Annotated in this window: 23 protein-coding genes; 9 read left to right on the top strand and 14 right to left on the bottom strand. The window is 38.7% G+C overall.

Going from position 1 to position 24,330, the window contains the following annotated elements; translation table 11 throughout:
- Positions 1–14 precede the first annotated feature (14 nt).
- On the bottom strand, positions 15–2,732 hold the full coding sequence (secA, locus tag ACG916_RS12730; RefSeq protein WP_336954390.1) for a preprotein translocase subunit SecA: 2,718 nt from the start codon (positions 2,730–2,732) through the stop codon (positions 15–17).
- A 336-nt stretch (positions 2,733–3,068) separates the two neighbouring features.
- Here secA and ACG916_RS12725 point away from each other — a divergent pair, with 336 nt between their 5' ends.
- Positions 3,069–3,707, top strand: coding sequence for a peroxiredoxin (locus ACG916_RS12725; RefSeq protein WP_336954388.1), 639 nt, complete (start codon positions 3,069–3,071; stop codon positions 3,705–3,707).
- 201 nt (positions 3,708–3,908) lie between these two features.
- Here ACG916_RS12725 and lysM read toward each other — a convergent pair whose 3' ends face one another.
- The 6 genes from lysM to ACG916_RS12695 form a co-directional block, all read right to left on the bottom strand.
- Complete coding sequence (gene lysM / locus ACG916_RS12720; protein WP_336954387.1) at positions 3,909–4,382, bottom strand: peptidoglycan-binding protein LysM; 474 nt, start codon at positions 4,380–4,382, stop codon at positions 3,909–3,911.
- A 299-nt stretch (positions 4,383–4,681) separates the two neighbouring features.
- A complete protein-coding gene (gene acpP / locus ACG916_RS12715; protein ID WP_004723957.1) occupies positions 4,682–4,918 on the bottom strand; it encodes an acyl carrier protein in 237 nt (78 codons plus the stop codon).
- A gap of 86 nt (positions 4,919–5,004) precedes the next feature.
- Complete coding sequence (fabG, locus tag ACG916_RS12710) at positions 5,005–5,739, bottom strand: 3-oxoacyl-ACP reductase FabG (protein WP_336954385.1); 735 nt, start codon at positions 5,737–5,739, stop codon at positions 5,005–5,007.
- Entirely contained in the window at positions 5,736–6,722 is a 987-nt protein-coding gene (gene fabD / locus ACG916_RS12705) for an ACP S-malonyltransferase (RefSeq protein WP_336954383.1), read from the bottom strand. The genes fabG and fabD overlap by 4 nt, the downstream gene beginning before the upstream one ends.
- Before the next feature lie 164 nt (positions 6,723–6,886).
- A complete protein-coding gene (gene rpmF / locus ACG916_RS12700; protein ID WP_004723964.1) occupies positions 6,887–7,072 on the bottom strand; it encodes a 50S ribosomal protein L32 in 186 nt (61 codons plus the stop codon).
- Between the two features lie 74 nt (positions 7,073–7,146).
- Positions 7,147–7,710 (bottom strand): YceD family protein, encoded by a 564-nt coding sequence (locus ACG916_RS12695; RefSeq protein WP_336954381.1) that lies wholly within the window; start codon positions 7,708–7,710, stop codon positions 7,147–7,149.
- A 97-nt stretch (positions 7,711–7,807) separates the two neighbouring features.
- Here ACG916_RS12695 and ACG916_RS12690 point away from each other — a divergent pair, with 97 nt between their 5' ends.
- From ACG916_RS12690 to ACG916_RS12670, 5 genes are all read left to right on the top strand, one after another.
- Positions 7,808–8,470 (top strand): elongation factor P hydroxylase, encoded by a 663-nt coding sequence (locus tag ACG916_RS12690; RefSeq protein ID WP_336954380.1) that lies wholly within the window; start codon positions 7,808–7,810, stop codon positions 8,468–8,470.
- Positions 8,471–8,554: 84 nt separating this feature from the next.
- Positions 8,555–9,172, top strand: coding sequence for an L-threonylcarbamoyladenylate synthase (locus tag ACG916_RS12685; protein ID WP_336954379.1), 618 nt, complete (start codon positions 8,555–8,557; stop codon positions 9,170–9,172).
- 357 nt (positions 9,173–9,529) lie between these two features.
- Complete coding sequence (locus tag ACG916_RS12680; RefSeq protein ID WP_419328405.1) at positions 9,530–9,985, top strand: hypothetical protein; 456 nt, start codon at positions 9,530–9,532, stop codon at positions 9,983–9,985.
- Between the two features lie 105 nt (positions 9,986–10,090).
- Positions 10,091–10,909, top strand: coding sequence for an MBL fold metallo-hydrolase (locus ACG916_RS12675; RefSeq protein ID WP_419328404.1), 819 nt, complete (start codon positions 10,091–10,093; stop codon positions 10,907–10,909).
- Complete coding sequence (locus ACG916_RS12670; protein WP_336954375.1) at positions 10,902–11,507, top strand: dual specificity protein phosphatase family protein; 606 nt, start codon at positions 10,902–10,904, stop codon at positions 11,505–11,507. Before ACG916_RS12675 ends, ACG916_RS12670 begins: the two co-directional genes overlap by 8 nt.
- Before the next feature lie 10 nt (positions 11,508–11,517).
- On the opposite strand, the gene ACG916_RS12665 is transcribed toward ACG916_RS12670, so the two are convergent.
- From ACG916_RS12665 to trpA, 4 genes are read right to left on the bottom strand one after another with little or no spacing between them, the layout of a single operon-like run.
- Positions 11,518–12,528 (bottom strand): SPOR domain-containing protein, encoded by a 1,011-nt coding sequence (locus ACG916_RS12665; protein ID WP_336954374.1) that lies wholly within the window; start codon positions 12,526–12,528, stop codon positions 11,518–11,520.
- Complete coding sequence (folC, locus tag ACG916_RS12660; RefSeq protein ID WP_419328403.1) at positions 12,519–13,808, bottom strand: bifunctional tetrahydrofolate synthase/dihydrofolate synthase; 1,290 nt, start codon at positions 13,806–13,808, stop codon at positions 12,519–12,521. Before folC ends, ACG916_RS12665 begins: the two co-directional genes overlap by 10 nt.
- Positions 13,805–14,701 (bottom strand): acetyl-CoA carboxylase, carboxyltransferase subunit beta, encoded by an 897-nt coding sequence (accD, locus tag ACG916_RS12655; RefSeq protein WP_336954371.1) that lies wholly within the window; start codon positions 14,699–14,701, stop codon positions 13,805–13,807. The genes folC and accD overlap by 4 nt, the downstream gene beginning before the upstream one ends.
- Positions 14,698–15,501 carry a tryptophan synthase subunit alpha gene (gene trpA, locus ACG916_RS12650; RefSeq protein ID WP_419328401.1) on the bottom strand — a complete coding sequence of 268 codons (804 nt, stop codon included), beginning with the start codon at positions 15,499–15,501 and terminating at the stop codon, positions 14,698–14,700. The genes accD and trpA overlap by 4 nt, the downstream gene beginning before the upstream one ends.
- Before the next feature lie 421 nt (positions 15,502–15,922).
- On the opposite strand from trpA, the gene ACG916_RS12645 reads away from it, so the two are divergent.
- Positions 15,923–17,254 (top strand): Na+/H+ antiporter NhaC family protein, encoded by a 1,332-nt coding sequence (locus ACG916_RS12645; protein WP_336954369.1) that lies wholly within the window; start codon positions 15,923–15,925, stop codon positions 17,252–17,254.
- A 159-nt stretch (positions 17,255–17,413) separates the two neighbouring features.
- Here the strand turns inward: ACG916_RS12645 and ACG916_RS12640 are convergent, their stop codons facing one another.
- A complete protein-coding gene (locus ACG916_RS12640; protein WP_419328400.1) occupies positions 17,414–18,448 on the bottom strand; it encodes an AraC family transcriptional regulator in 1,035 nt (344 codons plus the stop codon).
- Positions 18,449–18,602: 154 nt separating this feature from the next.
- Here ACG916_RS12640 and ACG916_RS12635 point away from each other — a divergent pair, with 154 nt between their 5' ends.
- The gene (locus ACG916_RS12635) at positions 18,603–19,478 is read left to right on the top strand and encodes a metal-dependent hydrolase (RefSeq protein WP_419328399.1); all 876 of its coding nucleotides are present in this window, start codon (positions 18,603–18,605) and stop codon (positions 19,476–19,478) included.
- A 71-nt stretch (positions 19,479–19,549) separates the two neighbouring features.
- A complete protein-coding gene (locus ACG916_RS12630) occupies positions 19,550–20,425 on the top strand; it encodes a metal-dependent hydrolase (RefSeq protein WP_419328398.1) in 876 nt (291 codons plus the stop codon).
- Positions 20,426–20,453: 28 nt separating this feature from the next.
- Here ACG916_RS12630 and ACG916_RS12625 read toward each other — a convergent pair whose 3' ends face one another.
- Positions 20,454–21,449, bottom strand: coding sequence for a DUF2804 domain-containing protein (locus ACG916_RS12625; protein ID WP_336954363.1), 996 nt, complete (start codon positions 21,447–21,449; stop codon positions 20,454–20,456).
- Between the two features lie 743 nt (positions 21,450–22,192).
- Positions 22,193–24,325, bottom strand: coding sequence for a 3-hydroxyacyl-CoA dehydrogenase NAD-binding domain-containing protein (locus tag ACG916_RS12620; protein ID WP_336954362.1), 2,133 nt, complete (start codon positions 24,323–24,325; stop codon positions 22,193–22,195).
- Positions 24,326–24,330: the final 5 nt, after the last annotated feature.

Below are 24,330 nucleotides of genomic sequence, written 5' to 3'. Positions count from 1 at the left end.
GGTCTATTCACTAATTAGATTTTGCCGTGACATTGTTTGTATTTCAAACCTGAGCCACAAGGACAAGGTGCATTTCGGCTTTCTGGTGCAACAACCTCATCACTATCAGTGAATTGTGCATCAACAATTTCATTACTGACCGTACCGCTTAAACCATCCACTTCATCATGTGCAAAGTTAAGACGCATAGATTCAGCTTGAGCCTGTTGTTGAGCTTCCATTTCAGCAAGCTCTTCAGGTGTTGGGATATGCACACGAGAAATATCAGTAACCACGTCTGACTTAATCACACCCAACATATTGACGAATAAATTGAAGGCTTCCTTCTTATATTCTTGTTCAGGGTTCTTTTGTGCATAACCACGTAAGTGAATCCCTTGACGCAAATAGTCCATCGCAGCCAAATGGTCTTTCCAATGACGGTCTAATGAACCCAACATGAAGTGACGTTCAAGTGTCGCAGCAGTATCATCCCCCATCTGTTCACGACGATTACGGTAACGTGTAACGATCTCATCAGAAATACGCTCAACCAAGGCTTCTTCATCTAGACGACGATCTTCTTCCAACCATTGATTTACAGGAAGATTAATCCCCAAATCTTCATTCAATGCATTTTCAAGCCCTTGAATATCCCATTGATCATGGATAGATTCAGGTGGAATATAGGTTTCGATTAAACCTTTCACGACTTCACGGTGCATTTCTTCAATATAATCTTGAAGTGAACTTTCCTCTAAGATTTCATCACGCTGCGAATAAATAATTTTACGTTGTTCATTATTTACATCATCGTATTTCAATAAATTTTTACGAATATCAAAGTTACGTGCTTCAACTTTGCGCTGTGCATTTTCAATAGAGCGTGACACCATTTTATGTTCAATGGCTTCATTCTCTTGTAATCCCATCGCACGCATCATTGCCACAACACGATCACCTGCGAAAATACGCATCAAATCATCTTCTAATGACAAGAAGAAACGTGAAACACCGGGGTCACCTTGACGACCAGAACGCCCACGCAACTGATTATCGATCCGACGCGATTCATGGCGCTCAGAACCAATGATGTGTAAACCACCTGAACTCAACACCATTTCGTTGTTTTGTTCCCATTCCGCTTTAAGACGAGCTTCGTCTTCAGCAGTATAGTTTTCAATTTTGGCAAGTTTTGCTTTCCAGTTACCACCAAGCAAAATATCTGTACCACGACCAGCCATATTCGTTGCAATGGTTACTGCACGTGGTGAACCTGCTTGAGCAATAATATCTGCTTCACGCTCATGTTGTTTAGCGTTCAAGACTTCATGGGTAATACCTGCATCTCGCAACTTATCAGATAAAATTTCTGATGCTTCAATGGTTGCAGTACCAATCAAGATAGGTGCAACACCTGCTTCATGAATTTTCTGAATTTCTTCAATAATTGCATTGTATTTACCATTACGGTTTAAATAAATTAAATCGTTTTGGTCATTACGAATCATCGGACGATGGGTTGGAATAAGCACCACATCCAAACCATAGATTTCTTTCATTTCCGCAGCTTCAGTATCAGCAGTACCTGTCATACCTGAAAGTTTTTTGTATAAACGGAAATAGTTTTGGAATGTCGTAGTTGCCAAAGTTTGGTTTTCAGGTTGAACTTCTAAGCCCTCTTTGGCTTCAACGGCTTGGTGTAAACCTTCAGACCAACGACGACCTGGCATGGTACGACCAGTATTCTCATCAACAATAATTACTTCACCATCATGTACGATGTAATGAACATTACGTTGATAAAGGAAATGTGCACGAATTGCAGCAGACACATGATGAACGAGATTTAGATTTGATGGTGAATATAAGCTTTCGCCTTCAGCCAACAAGCCCATTTTAATCAATTCATCTTCAACAGTTTCATAACCGACTTCAGTCATTTCAACTTGGCGTTGCTTTTCATCAATCCAGAAATGACCGCCATCTGCGACTTTTTCTTCTTTTTGAGCATGCAACTTCGGTGGAATACTATTGATTGCAACATAAAGCTGTGATGAGTCATCACTTTGACCCGAAATAATCAACGGTGTACGTGCTTCATCGATCAAGATCGAATCGACCTCATCGATAATCGCATAAATCAAACCACGTTGCTTTTTCTCAGCCATAGAGAAAACCATGTTATCGCGCAGATAATCGAAACCAAATTCATTATTGGTACCGTAAGTAATATCTGAACGATATGCTTCAGCTTTCTCTATCGGTGATTGCATCGAATAGATTACACCAACGCTTAAACCCAAGAACTCATAAAGCGGACGGTTTAATTCAGCATCACGTTGTGCCAAGTAATCGTTGACCGTGATGACATGAACACCTTGCTCACTAATTGCATTTAAATATACAGCCAAAGTACCCATCAGGGTTTTACCTTCACCTGTACGCATTTCTGCAATTTTTCCTTCATGCAAAGTAATACCACCAATGAGCTGCACATCATAATGACGCATACCCATGACACGTTTTGCTGCTTCACGACACACCGCAAACGCTTCTGGCATTAATTTATCTAGGCTTTCACCTTTCTTATATCTTTGTTTGAATTCTTCAGTTTTTGCAGATAAGTCTGCATCACTGAGTGCAGATGTCGTCGGCTCGAGCGCATTAATCTTATCGACAATTTTACGCATACGTTTTAGTTCGCGCTCGTTTTTAGTACCGAAGATTCCTCCGATCAGACTTGCCAACATATAAACTCTCTAAATCTTTGTGAAATAAATTTTTCTCAGACGATATTATGGTGGTAGAAATTTGAAGTACAAGGGTTTTGCACAAATCCAATCAAAAAAATCTGACGATTAGTTCTAGCACGTATCAGCTAAGGCGCATTAATGTAGCAAATTTAACCGATATTTGCAGTGAGGTAGAGATCAATTATATGTTTTTTTTCATATGCTTCTTTTATTAATATCTATTTTCTTCATAAAGAAATACAAAAACACTATTTTTAATTATAAAAAAACTGGGTAATAGTAGTTTGGACGAGCCAAATAACAAACAACATTTTTAGATATTGAGGTTTCAAAATGACTTTACGATTAGGTGACATTGCACCAGATTTCACTCAGGAATCTAGTGAAGGTCCAATTAAGTTTTATGATTACTTGGGCGACAGTTGGGGTGTTTTATTCTCACACCCTGCCGATTATACGCCAGTATGTACCACTGAGTTGGGTTATACCGCAAAACTAAAAGATGAGTTTGAACAACGGGGGGTAAAAGCCATTGCCCTTTCAGTGGATGATGTGGAATCGCATAAAGGTTGGATCAACGACATCAATGAAACGCAAAATACCACTGTAAACTTTCCAATCATTGCAGACAAAGATCGTAAGGTGTCGACGCTGTATGATTTCATTCATCCAAATGCCAGTGAAACTCTCACCGTGCGGTCTTTAGTTATTATTGATCCCAATAAGAAAGTTCGCTTAATCATTACCTACCCTGCATCAACTGGACGTAATTTTAAAGAAATTCTACGTGTGATTGATTCATTACAACTGACTGACAATTATAAAGTTGCCACACCTGCAAATTGGCAAGATGGTGAAGATGTGGTCATTATCCCGTCGATCAAAGATGAAGCGGAGCTGAAGCAACGCTTCCCAAAAGGTTATACGGCGGTTAAGCCCTATCTTCGTCTTACTCCACAACCCAATAAATAATATACAATATTGAATTTTTTAGAATAAAGCGATTAACTTCAAAAGATCACATAGCAATTTTATGTGATTTTTTTTACATCCTTTTGTTATAAAAAAATATTTTCAATACACTTTAAAAAACACTTCAAACAACAATAAAATCATTAAAAAATATAAAAGACACCGAAGTGCCTTTTATGATCAAAGATCAGCGAACAAATATTATGCAGGAATACGTAAAACTTGTCCTGGGAAAATATCATCCGCATTTTTTAACAAAGGACGGTTCGCTTCAAAAATTTTATTATATTGGTTGGCATCACCGTAAAATTCTTTTGAAATTTTAGACAAATTATCACCTGATTTAACCGTATAAAACTTACTTTCAGGTTCAGGTGTTGCAACTGTCATTTGGTCATCAACTTGCGCAACATGATCAATGTTTCCCACAGCAAGAATGATTTTCTCTTTATCTGCCTGAGTTTGTACTTGACCATGAATTGTCGCCAAATCAGAAGCACCGTTATAACTTACGGAAAGTCCTGTTACTGGTAAACCTAACGCTTTAATGTGTCCCAATAACTTATTGGCTATTTCTTGTGCAGATGGTTCTGATGGCGTTGCTGGTGCTGCTTGTGGCTCAGCTGGTGCTGTATTTTTCTTACCAATTCCTTTAATAAAATCAAAAAGACCCATATTTAGTACTCCATATCATTATTGAAAATTGTTTTACTGAGAATGTATTACTGTGAACTGTTATACAAATTTACGAACTCTATTTTTATAGCTAAAAAGTATCAGGATGTGCGTTGTCATTGGTGATAAAAAGGTAACGATATGTAACCAATGTTTTGATTTTAAACTTATTTAGTTGTTATTAATGGTTGAGTCATCGCCAATCAAAGATTCGCTCGAAACCCTAACTTCAGGCGTAAAAAAACCACCCAAAGGTGGTCTTTTTACGTATAACAACACCGTGTTATACAATCAACACATTAACCAAGTTTTTTAGTTACATAGTCGATAGCTGATTGAACAGTTGTGATTTCGTTAGAATCTTCATCTGGAATAGTGATGTCGAAGTCATTTTCGAAAGACATAACAAGTTCTACTAGGTCTAGAGAATCAGCACCCAAATCATCCATGAAAGATGCTTCGTTTTTGATTTCTTCAGCTTTGATACCTAATTGTTCTGCAACAGCTTGTTTAATGCGTTGTTCGATATCGCTCACAGGAATTCTCCTCATTGCTTGTGGCGGCTTTTAATTGCCTGATAGTTTAATTGAATATTTACTTTTTTCAAAGTTTATACATCGCATTACGCCATGTATAAACCACCATTTACGTGTAATACTGTGCCTGTAATGTAACTGGCTTTGTCAGAAGCCAAAAAACTTACTGCATTTGCAATATCTTCTGGTTGACCAAATCGATTTAACGCAACTTGATCACTCATTTTTTTGCGAATATCTTCACTCAACTGCTCAGTCATTTCTGTTGCAATAAAACCTGGTGCAATACAGTTGACTGTAATCTGACGGCTTCCCATTTCTTTTGCGAGACTGCGACTGAAAGCTTCAATCCCTGCTTTTGCAGCAGAATAGTTGGCTTGCCCTGGATTAGCAAAATGTGCAACAACAGAACTAATATTGATAATGCGCCCAAAGCGAGCTTTGGTCATACCTTTCAATACACGTTTAGATAAGCGGAATACAGCTTTTAGATGGATATTGAGAATATCGTCCCAATCCTCTTCAGACATACGCAACAATAAATTGTCTTTGGTAATTCCAGCATTATTCACCAGTATCATCACTGAACCATATTTTTGTTCAATGTCTGATACCAATGCATCAATTGCTGCACCATCACGTACATCTAGTAATGCACCAGCACCATTTTCAGCAAAAACTGTTGAAAGTTTTTCTGCACCCGCTGCCGATGTTGCTGTACCTACAACAAAATAACCATCTTGAATTAATTGCTGAGCGATGGCAGCACCAATCCCTCGGCTCGCGCCTGTCACTAATGCGACTTTGCGTTCTTGTGTCATGCAATTTTCCCTTCAGCCACTAAGATAGCATTCAGTGCATCTTCCATACGACTTTGTGTATCGAGTGGAAATGCTTTTTCGATATTTGGTAAACGTTTTGCTAAATTCGCCAATACATTCCCTGGACCACATTCAGCAACATACTGAATGCCTTGGTCTTGAATGAATTGCATGGTTTTAGTCCACTGTACTGACTGATACAACTGTGCTGTTAACGCTAAGCGCAATTGGCTTGTATCTGTCGCGATTCCAGCATTGACATTTTGTATTACAGGAATGCTTGGTAGCTCAATGGCAGTTTGTTCCAAAGCTTCTGCAAACTGTACAGCAGCAGGTTTCATTAGAGAACAATGTGATGGTACAGATACAGGTAATGCAATTGCTTTACCGCCGTTTTCTTTCGCAACGATCATGACAGCTTCGACTAGAGTTTTGTCACCTGCGATAACAACTTGACCTTGCGCATTATAGTTTGCAGCTTCAACAGAACCACGACCTTGCACATTGGCTTGCTCGCACAATTCAAGTACTTTCGCATCATCTAGACCGAGAATGGCGGCCATTGCGCCTTGCCCCTGAGGCACAGCGCTTTGCATCAATTTACCGCGTAAATTTACCAACTTGACTGCATCTGCCAAAGTCATCGACTCTGCAGCAACTAAAGCACTGTATTCGCCTAATGAATGACCTGCGAGGTATTTTGGTACAACACCACCAAGATCTAACCATACACGCCATAAAGCAATACTTGCTGTCAATAAAACAGGTTGGGTATTTTCAGTTTGATCTAAACCTTCACCGCTTTGTGCAATGTGCCATAAATCAAAACCGATGGCATCTGATGCTTCAGTAAAGGTTTCTTGTACACCACTAAACTGTTCTGCAAGTTCAGCAAGCATACCCACTTTTTGTGAACCTTGACCTGGAAACAAAAATGCAGTTTTTGTTGCTTGAGCTGCTTGTTCGAATCGTTTGGCAGACATATAAAAAGTCCCTTATTTAATCTTGATCGTTTCCGATGGCGCAATTTTACATTAAAAAAAAATTAATTTAATTGCGAAATACAACAAAAAAACCAGTCATTCAAAACAAAAAAAGGGAGCTTTCGCTCCCATTTTTTACTAAGCTTGCGCTTAATACTTACCAATTATTCAGCATCAGCTGCTTTAGCGAATAATTGACGACCACGGTAGAAACCATCTTTAGTCACATGGTGACGACGGTGAGTTTCACCAGTAGTTTGGTCTACAGTTAGTGCATTCTCGGTTAAAGCGTCATGTGAACGGCGCATGTCACGGCGAGAGCGACTTTTACGGTTTTGCTGAACGGCCATGATGGCTCCTTACAAATCGAAAAAATGGATCAGAACAAATTCGGTTGTCTTAACTTAACAGTATAACACAAAATTTAGTTAAGTTTACCCTTCAAACCTGCCAAAACTTCAAACGGATTATCCCGTTTTTCTTCAACAGTGTCCTGAACGGCTGGTTGGTGCTTATGTTCACAAGCATCATGCTTAGGAGACAGAGGCATCAACAATAACAATTCATCTTCTAAAAGTGCAAGTAAATCAACAGTTGCAGGAGTATTGGTTAAATAATCCCCTTTAATTGTTGCTTCACTTTCACCTAGTACGATGAAATCAGCATCCTCATCCAAGCGCTCTATCAGTGACTCATCATCTATTAAAGCTAAATGGAAATCAGAAACTAGTGTAATTTCAACAGAATCCAGACAACGCTGACATTCCATTGGAACTTTAGTATCTACATGACCATCTAGCCAAACAATACGATGATACGCATCCATTGATAGCTTACAGTCTATATTGATCAATTGATCATCAATTGATCCAACAGCTTCACGGGAAATACGAACAAAGCGAGACAATGGCAGGGTACCTGACCATGTAAAGCCTTGTTCAGCCCATTTAAACGGCTCTATCTGTGCCGGAAAGGTATTTGCTGACATAATTAAGGCGGCAATTCTACAAATTCATAGGTACTCTGTCAAAGATTAAGATACAATTTTGTACTTATTTAGACAGATCTCTTGAGTAATACAAGCCATGCATCAGTTGCAGCCGCAACCTGAAGTCACTACTTCATTACAATTCAATACGCATTCAACTTCTGAAAACACATTGCAAGCCGCCGATGTGCAACGCTTATCATGGGCTAACTTACAAACAGAAGTACAACACGTTGATTGGCTTATCTTACACTTTAATCACTGGTTTTCCCACCTAAATGTGACGCTTGTTCGTGGTGATTTTGAACCAGAGTATTTCCCTGCTAGCGAACACAGCCCTGCACGTATTCAGTTTGCACATGGTTTTTTCAACAGTGCTCTGCATGAAATCAGTCATTGGAGCATTGCCGGAGAACAACGCCGTTTATTGCCTGATCTCGGTTACTGGTATGCACCCGATGGTCGTACAGCTGAACAACAAGCCTTATTTGAGCAAGTTGAAATCAAGCCTCAAGCCATTGAATGGTTATTTTCCAAAGCATTTGGACGAAAATTTCGAGTTTCGCTGGATAATCTGACTGGTGAAGGTGGTGACGGCTCGACATTTAAAGACAATGTCTATGTACAAGTTCAGGAATTTTTTTCGGGTAAAGCCAAACTTCCACGCGATGCAAAACATTTAATTCAGTGTATTTGTCTATGTACTCGAGGTGGCAAAACATTACAAAGCACTGAATTTAATCGTAACGATCTTGATTAAACCCGTAATTTTTTTAAAACATTGATTGCAACGATTTACTTTCCCAAGTAATAATTGAATTAACAATAAATCAGGAGAATAAATATGCTGCATTTAAGAGTACATCCTGACAATCCTCAACCACGTTTAATCAGCCAAGCAGTCGAAAGAATTCGAGCAGGTGATGTTGTGGTTTACCCAACTGATGCCGCTTATGCAATCGGCTGTCAAATTGGAAATAAAAGTGCAATGGAGCGTATTGCTCAGATCCGCGGTCTAGGGGCAAAGCATCAGTACGCGATTATCTGTGCAGATTTATCTGATATTGCAACCTATGCCAAAGTAGACAATGCAATGTATCGTCTACTTAAAGCCAATACCCCAGCCGTAACCACATATATTTTACCCGCAACCAGTGAAGTTCCACGACGCTTGATGCATCCCAAGAAAAAAACTATCGGCTTACGTGTTCCAAGTAATCCCGTCTGTCAGATACTATTAAAAGAGTTGGGAGAACCCTTACTGACCAGTACTTTGATTTTACCTGGTCAAGATGCACCAATGGATGATCCCTACGATATTGAACAATTACTGGAAAAACGTATTGATGTGTTTATTGACAGTGGTTTAGGTACCTTAACCACCACTAGTATCGTTGATTTATCAGGAGCGAACCCTGAAATTATTCGTCGTGGTGTAGGCGATGTAAGCGCTTTTGAGTAAGCTCCAAACTGCATTTAATCGCTGATACGTGATTAAAGAATCAAGGCTTGATAGAAGTAAGATGCGATGGATTTATTCACCACGTTATTAAATATTAATAACGTACAAAATGATCAAATTTTCTTTGTTGAAAAGCCTTGGACACCTGAATCACAAGTTACTGTGTTACATGTCTCTTTCGCTAAAAAATCCCTTAGCAAAAAAATTTCAGTTCTATCTAGTAGTCAAAGAACTAAAACACTTAGTCTTGCAGTTTGAAACTCGAAATGTTTGTTTAATAGAGCTGTGCTATTTAATTATCGAACATGTCCTTGAAAAAAATAAAATTATTCAACATCTTTAAAACTTAGATTAAATATGAAAAAAATTCTTTATGTCTTGGTCATTATTCTTGGATTACTTATCAGTTATCCCTTTATTAAATCACCTAATGTTCGTATTTATCATGAAGAGCATGAAATCATTTTAGAAAACATTTTCTTAGGTGAGTATTATTTAGGTTTCAATAAACTAAAAATTCAATCTATACAAAATCATACCCTTATTTGTGAAATTGAACACCCTCACATTCTTTACCCTGCAGATCGGCAAAAGATTAATACTCATCAAGTAAGCATTCATCAAGCAAATAATAAGCAACAGATCAGACTCAAAAAAGGGATCAATGATGAACTGAGTATTTGGGGAAGCGCATTTCAACACCCCACAGTAAAACCGTGCCTATTAAAAAATGAAACTTATATTGTTTCAATCTGGGGAAACAACGGCTCTGGTTTTTCAACACGTAAACGCTTAAAAATCTTCATTCCATGAGCTGTGATTTGAGCTCTATTAAACACAACAATTGTATTTTTAGATTGGTATTTTTCTCAATTCAGTTTATAAACAAAGCACAATCCTAAAAACAAATGCTTAATTATGATTTATAAGGTACATCATTTACATTGTGGAACCATGTGTCCGATGTGTGCACCACTATACGGACAAAAAGGTTTGTATGGAAAAATGGTGTGTCATTGCCTATTGATTGAAACAGACAAGGGGCTTGTTTTGGTCGATACCGGTTTTGGGATGCAAGACTACCTTCACCCACAAACACGTTTAGGTAAAGCTTTTACTAAAATAAGTGGCATACAAGCTGATTTCAATCTCACAGCCATTTCTCAAATTCAACAATTGGGTTTTAAACCATCCGATGTTCAACATATTTTGGTCAGCCATTTAGACTTAGATCATGCAGGTGGTATTTCAGACTTTCCCAATGCCACGGTTCACATCTTATCCAGTGAGTTTAATGCTGCACAAAAACTTTCAGTCATGAATAAATTGCGCTATCGACCACAACAATTTAAAAATCATCGCTACTGGAATTTTCTTGAACCTATAAATGGCGAAGCATGGTTTAACTTCCAAAAAGTTCAAGGTTTTAATATTTTCAATGATGAAATTTTATTAATTCCTTTAGTCGGTCATACTGTAGGACATTGCGGTATAGCGATCAAACAACAAAAGAGATGGTTATTGTTCTGTGGCGATGCTTATTTTAATCATCTAGAACTCAACCCTAAGAATAAATTACGCGCGCTCGACAAAATTGAATATCTCCTAGCAGAAGATAATACATTGCGCTTAAAAACATTATCACAACTGCAACAGCTTGCACAGAATAAAGCAAAAATTGAAATTATCTGTGCCCACGATCCTGTTGAACTAGACCGATATTTAAAGCATGCTTAAATCTCAATTATTACGTTATACCACTATCTTCGCACTCAGCGTACAGCTTTCAGCATGTATGACAACAGCTGCACTTCCAGATCATGAGCGCCCAAAACAATGGGGAACTATTGTTGCTCCACAGTATAATTTTTATCGAATCAGTGACACCGTTTTTCGTAGTGAACAACCCAGTGCTGAACTTATTCCTGAGTTAAAAACCAATCATATTGATGTCGTTATTAATTTAAGAAGTCGCAATAAAGATAAAACCGTCTTTTCAAAACAAAACTTTCAATTGGTTCATATCCCGATCAATACTTGGGCAATTGATCGTCATGATCTACTCAATGTCATGAAAACAATTCAAATCGCAAAAGCCCAAAACCAGAAGGTTTTAATCCATTGCTATCATGGTTCTGATCGTACTGGGGCAAGTGTTGCAATGTACCGAATTATTTTTGAGAACTGGTCTGTGAAGGATGCTTTAAATGAAATGAAGCATGGCGGTTATGGCTTCCATCCAATCTGGGGCAATATTGAAAAACTTTTTACCCCTGAAAATATAAAATGGATCCGTGAGCAACTCGCGAATCCATCTTTAACCACAAAGACCTAATTCATAGCGTTTAACGTCGGTCTAGAGGTACCCACTCGATTACCCAAGCCGACTTCATGCCTAGACTCGCATCAGAATTGATCTTCTTACGTGCTGAATCAGCAGTCTCTCTATCTTTCGATGGTCCAACCATAATACGAATACCTTTTGAGGTTGGACTCTTAGTCACTTTGTAGCCCTTGGCACGTAGTTTAGCAGCGACAGCATCTGCATTGGCTTCATTGGCGGCAAGCGCAACTTGTACCATCCATTGCTTATCACCATTTTCAAGCAAATCACGTGCTTTTTCAGCTTCCGCTTTTTTCTTTGCTTCTTCTTGTGCTCTATGTTTTTTATCCGCTTCTACTTTCTTGTCTTCCGCTTGCTTTTTCTCAGCAGCAGCTTTCTTTTCAGCATCTAGCTTACGTTTTTCATCTGCTTTTTGTTGTTCTTCTAATTTACGTTTCTTGTCTTCAGCGGCTTTTTTATCTGCTTCTGCGGTAGCTTGACGCTTCTGCTCAGCTAACTTTTTTTCAGCATCGGCTTTTTGCTTTAATTGAGCATTTTGCTGTTCAAGTTTTTTCTGCTCTGCTGCTTTCTGTTGCGCTTTGGCTTTTTCATCCTGTACCAGCTCAGGAGGAATATCAGCCCCTTCCTGTGCTGCCGCAGCAGCTGCACCACGTCTTGCATTTGCAGCGGCATACTCTTCAGCTGCTTTACGTGCAGCATCTGCTTCTGCCTGTTGTTGCGTACGTAAAAAATCAGCTGCTTTTGCTTCTTGTTCAGCAACCGCTTTTTCACGGGCACGCTTCTGCTCTTCTAACAGACGTTTTTCAGTCGCAACGTCGACAGTCAACGGCTGCAATTGTACAGGCTCACCTGCAGGTGTCGCTTTATTTTGCTGAGCTTGGCTTGTCGGCTGTGTCTCTACTTGGCTTTGGTGGATTTCTTCTTTACCTTTTAGAAGCAATGCCGCCAATAGAACACCACCACTTAATAAAACAACACCACCCATCCAGCGTTGTTTGTTATTCATTGACATTCGTCTAAATACTCCCAGACCGCTTCTAAGGTATGGAATGAACCACACACCAAAATCAGCTGATTATTATTGGTTTCTGCAAGCGCTGATTGAAATGCTGCTTGTACACAATCAAACTGTTCAACTGTCTCATACTGTAAAGCAGTTTGTAATTGTTCCAATGATGCCGCACGAGGCACAGTTAATGGTGCAATTTTCCACTTTAATACAGTATTTTTCAACAACTTGACCACAGAATCTACATCTTTGTCGGACAACATTGAAAAAACAGAGACAACTTCTGTGTACTGTTTATTGTATTCTAGGAATTTTCGCAATTGCTTTAACAAAAATTCTACACCATGCGGATTGTGTCCCGCATCAAAAATTACTGTTTTATCGTGTATTTTTCTAATCTCAAAGCGCCCTGACAATTGTGCGTTCAGGATACCTTGCGAAATCGCCTGTTGTGGAACTGTTAAACCACTCACCAAAATTGCAGCGACAGCCGCAGAAATATTTTCCAGTGCCAAGTGTCCCAAAGGAAGTTTTAAAGTCGTTCCTGAGCTTGCAAAATTCCAAGATTGGCCATCTTCTGAGTTATCATAAAAATAATCGTGGTTTAACGCATATAACGTAGCATTGGTTTCTTGTACTTTATGTTGTATAGCTTGTGGTATGTCTTGTGCACCTGCAAAAATAACGGGGATATTTGCCCGAATAATGCCCGCTTTTTCAAAAGCAATTTTTTCAATCGTATCGCCAAGCCAATCGGTATGGTCTAAGCCAATATTGGTAATCACAGCCACATCTGGATCAATCACATTGACCACATCCAGACGACCACCAAGACCGACTTCAAGTACCCAAACATCACATTGTTTTTGTTTAAAAATAACAAATGCAGCCAAAGTTGTGGCTTCAAAAAAAGATAAAGATAAATCACAAATACGGCGGGCTTGATCAACCGCAACAAAAGCATCAATCAAAGTTTGATCATCAACTTCTTGTCCAGCCAGTTTAACCCGCTCATTAAAACGATAAATATGTGGAGACTGGTATAAACCAACATTCAATCCTTGGGCATTGAGAATCGCAGCGAGTGTAGTTGTGGTTGAACCTTTGCCATTTGTTCCCGCAACGGTAATCACTTTGGCTTTGGGGTTAATCACTCCAAGTTGTTCTGCCACAGGAATCACGCGCTCTAAGCCTAAATCAATCCCTGTAACGTGAACATGGCTCCAATAATTGAGCCATGTTTGTAAATCATCAGTATTTAAAGGTGTTGTTTGGTTGTTCAAGGCAAATTCATCAGTTTCGCTACAATACGATATACAGTATCACGTAATGCGTGACGATGAACAATTTGATCGATTACACCATGATCAAGCAAAAATTCCGCACGTTGGAATGGTTCTTCCAGCTTCTCACGTACAGTTTGTTCAATCACACGTTTACCTGCAAAGCCAATCATCGCTTTAGGTTCAGCAATATGTACATCACCTAACATTGCCAATGATGCTGTTACACCACCATACACAGGATGGGTTAATACCACGATATAAGGAAGATGCGCATCTTTCATTTTTTGAATCGCCGCAGAGGTACGCGCCATTTGCATCAAAGACAACATGCCTTCCTGCATACGAGCACCACCTGAAGCAGCAAAACAAATCAGTGGTTGCTTGTCTTTAATCGCTTTTTCAGCAGCTTGTACAAAACGGTCACCGACCACAGTACCCATTGATCCAGCCATAAAGTCGAATTCAAATGCGCATGCAACCATTGCAATATTTTTAACTTGACCTTGCATCACCACAAGGGCTTCAGTTTCACCTGTTTTTTCCTGCGCTTCTTTAATACGCTCTGGATAAGGCTTGCTGTCTACAAAATGCAGAGGATCTTTTGCAGCAAATTCTTGACCAAGTTCAGTGGTCACATTATCAAAAAACCAATTTAAACGATCACGTGCTTTCATTTTCAAATGTTCATCGCATGATGGACAAACATAAGCATTGAAAGACATTGCAGTACGAGTCACGAGTGCATGACATTCAGGGCACTCAATGGTTGGTTCTGTAAACGTCGCTTTGAGTGTTTGTTGTTGGTCAGGCATATGAATGCCTGGAACTGTACGATCTGTCCACGGCGTTGTTGCGCTGAGGATTTTCCCTGATTTCACTTCTTGATTCATACTAACTCATCGAGCGCGGCTCGAAGCTCCTTGACTTTATTCACTGCTGCTTCAACAGCTTGTTCTGGTGCAAGATTTGCAAATGGTTTGACAAAAGCACTTCCGACAATCACTGCATCAGCAACTTGACCTACTGCTTTTGCAGAAGCGGCATCACTAATCCCAAAACCTACCCCAACTGGAATATCGGTAAAGGTTTTGATTTTTTCAATACGTGCTGCAACTTCCGTTGTATCCAATGTTGTTGCACCCGTTACGCCTTTTAAAGACACATAGTAAATAAAGCCACTTGCTTGTTTCACTACATGCTGAATACGTTCATCGGTAGAGGTTGGTGCAAGCAAAAAGATTTGATCCATATTGTACTTTTGCAATACTTCATCTAAATCTTGTGCTTCTTCAGGTGGTAAATCCACAACAAGTACCCCATCAACACCACAGTCATTCGCATAAGCCACAAACTTTTCATAACCAATCACTTCAACAGGGTTTAAGTACCCCATTAAAACAACCGGCGTTGTCGTGTCTTTTTGGCGAAATTCTTTAACCATATTCAAGGCATCAAAGGTATTTGTACCCGCAGCTAAAGCGCGCTCTGCTGCAAGTGCAATCACTGGACCATCTGCCATAGGATCGGAAAATGGCAATCCAAGTTCAACTACGTCTACGCCTGCTGCAACCATTTGATGTAACAATGGTACGGTTACATGTGGTTGAGGATCACCCGCCATAACATAAGAAACCAAAGCCTTACGCTGTTGAGATTTAAGCTGTGCAAAACGAGTGGCTAAACGTGACATAGGATTGTACATTCCTTGAATTGTTCAAACTTGAGGAGTTTTTAGATCATTAAACGCCAGTAAACAAACTCAAAATAGATTTATTTACGGTTTAATCATCCAAATGTATAAATACAAGACACTGCATTGTAACGCTATTTTTTACTCAAAGGATAGAGTCACATAGTCGCTCTCGCATATCTTGTTTTATATCACAAATAATAAAACAACCCATGGATACATTTAGCGCTATTTTCAAGTTGAGGACAATGATCAAAGCTACCTATTTTCAAGCTTGTGAAAAAATATCAATATAAGTAAAAAATAAAGTTAAATCATAATCCTATAACTAAAAACCTTATCACCCACATTACTTAATTATTTTTCAGAAATTGCAAAAGCTGTTTATACTAGTCAGGATTCTGATTTTTTATCTCCTCTTATGACCACACATTCTCAGGCTAAAGTGCAAGCCAGCGTGCTTGCGCTCTTGCCGCTTATTGTTTTTTTAGCCATTTTTTTAGGCAGTGGTATTTATCACACGATCATTGGTACTGAATTTGCTTTTTATCAAGTGAAAGCCCCTATTGCTGCTCTTCCTGCAATTATTTTAGCCATCCTGCTGTATAGAGGGAAAATCAATGCCGCTATAGAAACATTTTTGCATGGTGCAAGCCATCCCAATTTAATTTTGATGTTTATGGTCTTTATGCTTGCAGGGGCCTTTGCCAGCGTAACCAGTGCAATCGGTAGTGTGGACTCCACTGTTCAATTTGGTTTATCAATTATTCCATCTGAATTTGTCCTTCCGATGCTTTTCATCATTTCAGCATTTATTGCCACAGCAATGGGAACATCGATGGGAACCATTGCAGCATGTGCACCAATTGCTTTTGGTTTTTCTCAAGCAACGGATATTCAACCTATTTATGCAATTGGTGCTGTGGTCAGTGGGGCAATGTTTGGTGATAATTTGTCCATGATTTCAGACACCACCATTGCAGCTACTCGAAGCCTAAATGTAGAACTGCGTGATAAATTTCGGGTAAATATCTGGATTGCACTTCCTGCTGCGATCATCACCATATTAATTTATATTTTGACCAGCCATCATGCACAAACTATTGAATATAAAAGTTATAACCTATGGCTTATTTTGCCTTATGTAATCGTATTCTTTTTAGCATTTACACGTTTGCATGTGCTTGCAGTACTGACCATTGGAATAGTACTTTCTGGTTGTCTTGGCATCATTGAAAATCCTGAATTTACCCTGCTTAAATACAATGCCGCTATTTATGATGGTTTTGTTGGTATGTTTGAAGTTGCCTTACTTTCTATGTTCTTAGGTGGTTTATCTGCCATTATGCAAAAAGAAGGGGGGTTAGAATGGTTAATTCAACATATTTATGCCTTAACCCGCCGATTTAAAATCGGTCAGCAACATGCGGGAGAAATTGGAATTAGCTTTCTTGTGGTTTTCTCAAATGTGTTTGTTGCAAATAATACGGTTGCCATCATCTTATCTGGAGACATGGCAAGAGAAGTTGCCAAAGAATATGCTGTTGATCCCAAACGTGCAGCCGCATTTATGGATATTTTCTCTTGTGTGGTTCAGGGTTTGATTCCATACGGCGCTCAACTTTTACTTGCATGCTCAATTGCCAAACTGTCCCCTGTTGAACTAATTGGTTCAATTTATTATTGTTGGGTATTGGCGATATTTGCAGTATTGGCAATCGTATTTAGATTTCCTAAGTTAAAAAGAACTTGAAACCATGTTAAATCAGGGTTTTAAAAACCAATTCAACAATCAGATCAACCAGCACTTTGTGCATAAATTAAAAAAATACAATCATACTAAGCACTTTGATCGCAGTAACGCGATCTAAGGTGCTTGACTTTTGAAGCTAACTTTATTTGCACTGGTTTTTTATGTTGACTTCAACTTTTGTTTTTTCTCTAATAAGGTTTGCCCACTAAAAGCCTTATATGCTCTGGTTAAAGCAGACTGATCTGAATAACCTAAATGCATTGCAATTTCACTGAATGGCATTTGGCTTTCCAATAAAAATTCACAACGTTTCATTCGCTCAATTTCTACAATTTTCTTAAACGATGTCTGTAAGTCACTTAACTGTCGTTGTAAAGTCCGTGTAGATATATGAAGTTCTTGAGTGAGTTCTTCTATTTTTGGTGCTTGTTGTTTTAATTTTAAATATTCCGCCACAATCAAATGTAAGCGTTGAGCAATGGTTTCATAACGAGGTTTAGACGCAATGGCCTCCTCTGCCTGCTTGACCAACAACTGCATTAAGGATGGATCTGCCTGTTGGATTTTTAAATTTAAACCTGCTGAGGCTAAGACAAAACTGTATTGCGGTTGATGGAAAGAGACTTCACAGTCGTAGAACTTTTGATAATGATACATTGCCATTTGTGGTGCATGAGCAAAACGCACCGCATGTAATGGAAATTGATTTGGCGGTACAATTTTACGTGCGAGATGCATCATTAACGCATTGGTAAATTCATTTATAAGAATGTATTTTTCATGATGAAAGGGCCAAATTAAATGTACATATTCCCCCTTGAGCCGCATTTGCATTGGAATAACTTCATCACCATCAATCACCAAACGGCTAAAACGCATAATATTTTGTAACGCTTCTGCGACAGTTGTACTTCGCGATGCCATATAGCCCAAAACCCCAAAATGTTCAGGTCGAACATATTCTGCCATTTCAAAAACAATCTGAGGACAATCTAGCACTTGTTTGGTTTTTTCAATCAGTTGATGAAAGAAGAAATAGGAAGATTGTGTATCAATCGGCTGCGATAGAATTTCAATTAAATGTTTTTTTTCATCCGCTTGTAAGAAATCAAGGGTCGCAAGATCAATCCCTTGTTCAGACAAATACATCTGCCAAAGATGAAAATAACCATTAGGGATCTGTAATTCATGCATAGTCTTGCACTCTTTTATGATCATTAAAGTAAAAAACTGACATTCCAAATTTTCATTTTGTCGTAAAATGTATAAAAAATGGCAATATCTGTCAAAACAAACTTGCAAATTCCCGACATACTGAATTCATCAACAGCAATGCAAGTAAAATAAAATGAATGCATTAGTTAAATATCAGGTCGATCCTGTGGTTCGAACCAAGCTCAACTTTAAACTTGAAGAAGTACCGCGCTTCTGGTTTGGAGGAGATCCATTCCGCACGCGACTATTTGACGCACTAAGTCTTACCTTCCCAGATGGTGAGCGCTATTTCATTGAAAGTGTCCGTCTATTTCGTAATAAAATCACCGATCCAGATTTACAACAACGTGTTGCGGATTTTATTCGTCAAGAAGCACAACATGGCATTGCCCATGACAAAATGAATCAAGTCATGAAAGATCAAGGCATGCCTGTTGATCAATTTATCCAGTTTTTAAGTAAAATTTTTAAATTTGAACTGACTCAGCGCTCGCCTCAATACAATATTGCTATGACAGCAGCAGCAGAACACTTAACTGCTTTGATGGCAGAAACATTTTATCGCCATAAAGTAACGCTATCTGAAGCACATCCTTATGTACGAGCGTTACTGGCATGGCATTCTATTGAAGAAATGGAACATCGTGATGTTGCTTTTGATGTCATGAAACAGGTTGGAGAGGTGCCAGATAACTTACGTCGATTTGCTTTAGCCTTTACCACAATAATGATGTTCAACTTTACCCTATACCGTGCCAATATCATGCTTAAACATGATGGATTCAGCCGTATAGAACGTTTAAAAATGGCAACACAAGGATTACCTTGGTTCTTCGGTAAAAAAGGGATTTTATCTGCAATGAAAGGTGAATATTTGGACTGGTTTAAAAAAGATTTTCATCCTAGTCAACACCCTGTAATTCGACAATATCAAGTTTGGGTCGATACGATGGCTGAAACCAATGATCCTATTCAAGCAGGTGAAGCATTTTGGCAGGCTGGATTATAGCCGTCTTGATATAAACTGATCAGTTCTGTCTTGAATAAGGCTTTGAACTGAATAATGCGAGAAATAAAACAATGAATGCATATGTAAAACACCAAGTTGATCCTGTGGTTCGCAGCAATTTAGATTTTAGATTGAATGAAGTTCCACGCTTTTGGTTTGATAATGACCCTTTTCGTACCCGTATGTTTGATGCCCTGAGTTTGACCTTTCCTGTAGGGGAAAGATATTTCATTCAAAGTGTTCGGGCACTGCGTGACAAAATTACCGATCCAAATTTACAGCAACGTGTCACAGATTTTATTCGACAGGAAGCACAGCATGGTATTGCACATGACAAAATGAATGAAGAAATGCTGCACCAAGGCATGCCTGTTGACCAGTTTGTAAAATTTATGAGTGCGCATTTCGAACATATACTCAAACATCGTTCCAAACAGTACAACATTGCTATGACTGCCGCAGCAGAGCATCTCACAGCGTTAATGGCAGAAACTTTTTATAGTAAAAGGGAAACTTTAGCCGATGTTCATCCTTTTGTGCGGGCCCTATTTGCTTGGCATGCAATTGAAGAAATGGAACATCGAGATGTTGCTTTTGATGTCATGAAAGAGGTTGGAGAAGTCCCTGAAAACTTACGTAAATTTGCGCTTGCCTTTGTCACTTTACAAATGTTTGGATTTACCTTCTACCGTGCCAATGTCATGCTCAAATATGATGGATTTAGTCGTTTCCAACGCGCTAAATTTGCTATCAAAGGCATTCCATGGTTTTTTGGGAAACAAGGTAAATTATCTGCAATGCGTGAACAATATCTAGACTGGTTTAAGCCTAATTTTCATCCTAGCCAACATCCTGTGATACGACAATATCAGGTTTGGATAGATGTGTTGGCTGAAACCAATGATCCTATTCAAGCCGGTGAAGCTTTTTGGAAAGCAGCTTTATAAAATTAAAAACCTTAGAGTCGGAACAGCTTTACCATTTAGCATAATGCTGTTCCAACAAACCATAGACTTGATTTAATTGAATACACTCACCAATTTCAGATTCTACAGTTCCACTAATACGTGATTGCCATTGACTAAACTGGCTTCCTACCAAACGTAAATTTAGATTTTCAAACCTACGCCAGCCTGTTTCCACTGTCAGATTTAATTTATGATCTAAAGAACGAATTGACCACACGTTTACATCTAACTTTTCAAAAAGCACATCTGCAACTGGGTATAGAATACCATTGACCCAAAGACAATTTTCATTGCCAAAACTCTCATTCACCCCTGAAGCTAGATTTAACCCTATACGATTTCCTTGCGTATCCCAAAAGTTACACGATAGCCAAAACCACGCTGTTTCTGGTCTTAAAAACCCACAAGTATCATCTAGAGATGCCAATGTTTTTTCATTAAAATCTATACGCACTTTATTTTTATTGATAAAGAAACCTTCTACAGCCAATGTTGTTTTTTTTTGCGTATAGGTCCAACCATTAATGCCGTTGGGGCTACATAAGCTTAAAGGTTCTGTTCCTGCACAGAAAATGCGGGCTTTTAACTGCTCTTCTCCACTTCTTGTCGCTCGAATATAACGCACACCATTCGCATGTTGCATTTCAAATTCAAAAGGTGACTTATTAAAGTGGCTTTGGCTGTATAAAGGTTGTTCATCTAAAGCTGTGCCACGCCCTAAGATTGTATTGGCATTCCATTCAAAAACGTCATTATTAGAATGGTCATATATATAAATAAAACCATGCCCAGCCCAACCAATATCTGCAATTGCGATACCAATTGAATAATGTTCATGCTGGATACCACAAAATTTAAATTTTTTATATTTTAAATGCTTACGCCAACCAGTTAATACTTTGCCATACGGTGTTTTGTAGATGTATTGATTGACATTAATCTTACTTGGAATATCTTTAAAACGCCCATAACGGGGTTGACCATTGCTTTGTATTAAATCCATGTGAATTCCCAATCCTTTTATAAGGGAAATATTAGACTTTAGTCGGTTCTTTGATTATTGCTATTTTTTTGAATATAGCAACACTATCTCACACCCAATCAATCCATTTTTATCATGATTAAACCTATCGACCATTTGGTTGATATGTAAAATATTACTTTGTAGCCCGCCACAGTTTTGTCTGAGGCTTGATATCTGAAATTTACAAGTAGATTAATACCAAACACCTAAGGGAATAAAAGGGAATAAAAACGATCAGGTATCACCCACCAACTCTTCACGCATCATGTAAACGACAAGAAAGGACTGATATTCTAGGCACTATAAATGCTATTGAAGAGATAAGATACAATAACGATAGTTTCTTAAAAATGATTGAATAGATAATCACTACAATGATAAGCGCACCAACTGTATCCACATCAAGAACTTTTATTCATTATGGCGAGCGAGTTCAGAAAAGTTGATGTAGTTACTTAGATATTTTAAACCAATCGATTGAATTATATTAATTTTTAGTTCTATTGTGTAATATTGATTTTCTCCGTTTATGTTATATATGTTAATAGAGTTTTTGCACTCAAGCTGTAGTCAATCTTAACAGGTTCTGCCTATTTTTCTCACACATTTATTTAATTAAAAGTTAAATCTAGTCAAAAAAAGAGGCGCTTGGCCTCTTTTTTAAATCATTGTCTAACCTAGAATTGACTCTTCATCTACAACTTTTAAAGCAATATATAAAATCAGATAATCTTTCCATGTGGAATTTGATCAATTAACTTTTGTGGTGCTTTAAAACGCTCGCCATATTTTGCTTCAAGCGTGTTCGCTCGAACTAAAGCTTTCTCTAAACCATATTGATTCAAAAATTGAATCGCACCTCCTGTCCATGGTGCAAAACCAATACCAAAAATTGAACCAATATTGGCATCAATCACAGATTCCAATACATTCTCTTCATAGCAACGTAAAGTATCTAAAGCCTGAACAAATAAGAAACGGTCAATCATTTCTTGTTCTGAAATATCAACATCTTTCTTCCAGTGACTTAAACCATCCCACAGATGCTTTTTGCCACCTTCTGGATACTCGTAAAATCCTGCTCCTGCAGCCTTTCCTTTACGTTCAAATGTATGAATCATGGTTTCAATGACATCATCTGCGCCTGAAAGTGGTAAGTCTTTACCTTCTGCTTGAAGTGCTTTACGAGTTTCTTTAGCAACATGTTCAGAAAGTGTGAGTGCCACTTCATCTTGAATTGCCAATGGACCAACTGGCATTCCTGCTTTGAGTGCAGCCATCTCAATACGCGCAGGATGCACACCCTCATGCAGCAAGCGTAAACCTTCTTGCACAAATGTACCAAACACACGGCTGGTAAAAAATCCACGACTATCATTGACTACAATAGGTGTTTTACCAATTTGTTGCACATAATCATAGGCTTTTGCCAAAGTTTCAGCAGAGGTATTTTTACCTTTGATGATTTCGACCAGTTGCATTTTATCGACAGGGCTAAAGAAATGTAGACCAATAAAATGCGTATCGTCTTTAGAAGCTTTAGCTAAACCTGTGATCGGTAATGTTGATGTATTGGAAGCCATAACACCATCATCTGCAAGAAATTGTTCCGCTTCTTGCGTCACTTTGGCTTTTAATTCTTGGTTTTCAAAAACCGCTTCAATAATCAGATCGCAGCCTTTTAAATCCTCTGCGGATGCAGTTGCTGTAATTAAACTTAAAACTTGATCACGTTTTTCAGCGGTCATACGACCTTGTGAAACACGTTTATCTAATAGTTTTTGGCTATATGCTTTACCCTTTTCAGCATTTTCAGTAGATACATCTTTTAGAACGACTTGAATACCTTTGATTGCTGTCGAATACGCAATACCAGCCCCCATCATGCCAGCACCAAGAACACCGACTTTGGTCGCTTGCCACTTGGCAATATTTTTAGGTCGGCTTACACCTGCTTTGATTGCATTCAAGCCGTGCCAGAATGTTCCAATCATATTCTTTGCAACTTGCCCTGTTGCAAGGTAAGTAAAGTAGCGCCCCTCTATACGGAAAGCTGTATCTACATCAACTTGAGCCCCTTCAACGGCAGCAGCCATGATCGCTTCAGGCGCCGGATAACAGCCCTTGGTTTTATCACGTAGCATTGCAGGAGCAATTGCGAGAACTTGAGCAACTGCAGGGGTTTTTGGGTCTCCACCCGGAATTTTATAACCTTTTACATCATAAGGTTGTTGTGATTTTGGATTGGCTTTGATCCAAGCAATCGCTTTATTCATCATGTCTTGCTCATTATCTGCAAGCTCATTGACTAAGCCTAGAGACTTGGCTTTATCTACTCCAAATTGCTTACCTTCCATGAGGAATGGGAATGCATTTTGCAAACCAAGCAAACGCACCATACGCACGACACCACCGCCGCCAGGAAGTAAGCCCAGTGTTACTTCAGGTAGACCTAATTTGGTTTTAGGATCATTTAAAGCAATACGATAATGACAACTTAAAGCAATTTCCCATCCACCACCTAATGCTGTTCCGTTAATTGCCGCAACCACAGGAACACCTAAAGTATCAATTGTACGAAGATCACCTTTTAGCTTTGCAGTCATATCAAAGAATTCAGTGGCATGTTCTGGCGTGGCCTCGATCAGCTCATCCAGATCACCGCCCGCAAAAAAAGTTTTTTTCGCAGAGCGATAAATCACACCTGTTAGGTCTGTTTCAGATTTAAGTTTAGAAACAATATTTTCTAAAGCCACACGAAAATCAGCATTCATGGTATTTGCAGACTGGTTGGGAGAGTCCATCGTTAAAATAACAATACCATCCGCATTTTTTTCATATTGAATTGCACTCATTATTA

It is taken from the genome of Acinetobacter legionensis, assembly GCF_048552295.1.
Classification (GTDB): domain Bacteria; phylum Pseudomonadota; class Gammaproteobacteria; order Pseudomonadales; family Moraxellaceae; genus Acinetobacter.
The sequence above is the reverse complement of the archived record's forward strand: the minus strand, read 5'-3'. Positions and strand labels throughout refer to the sequence as shown.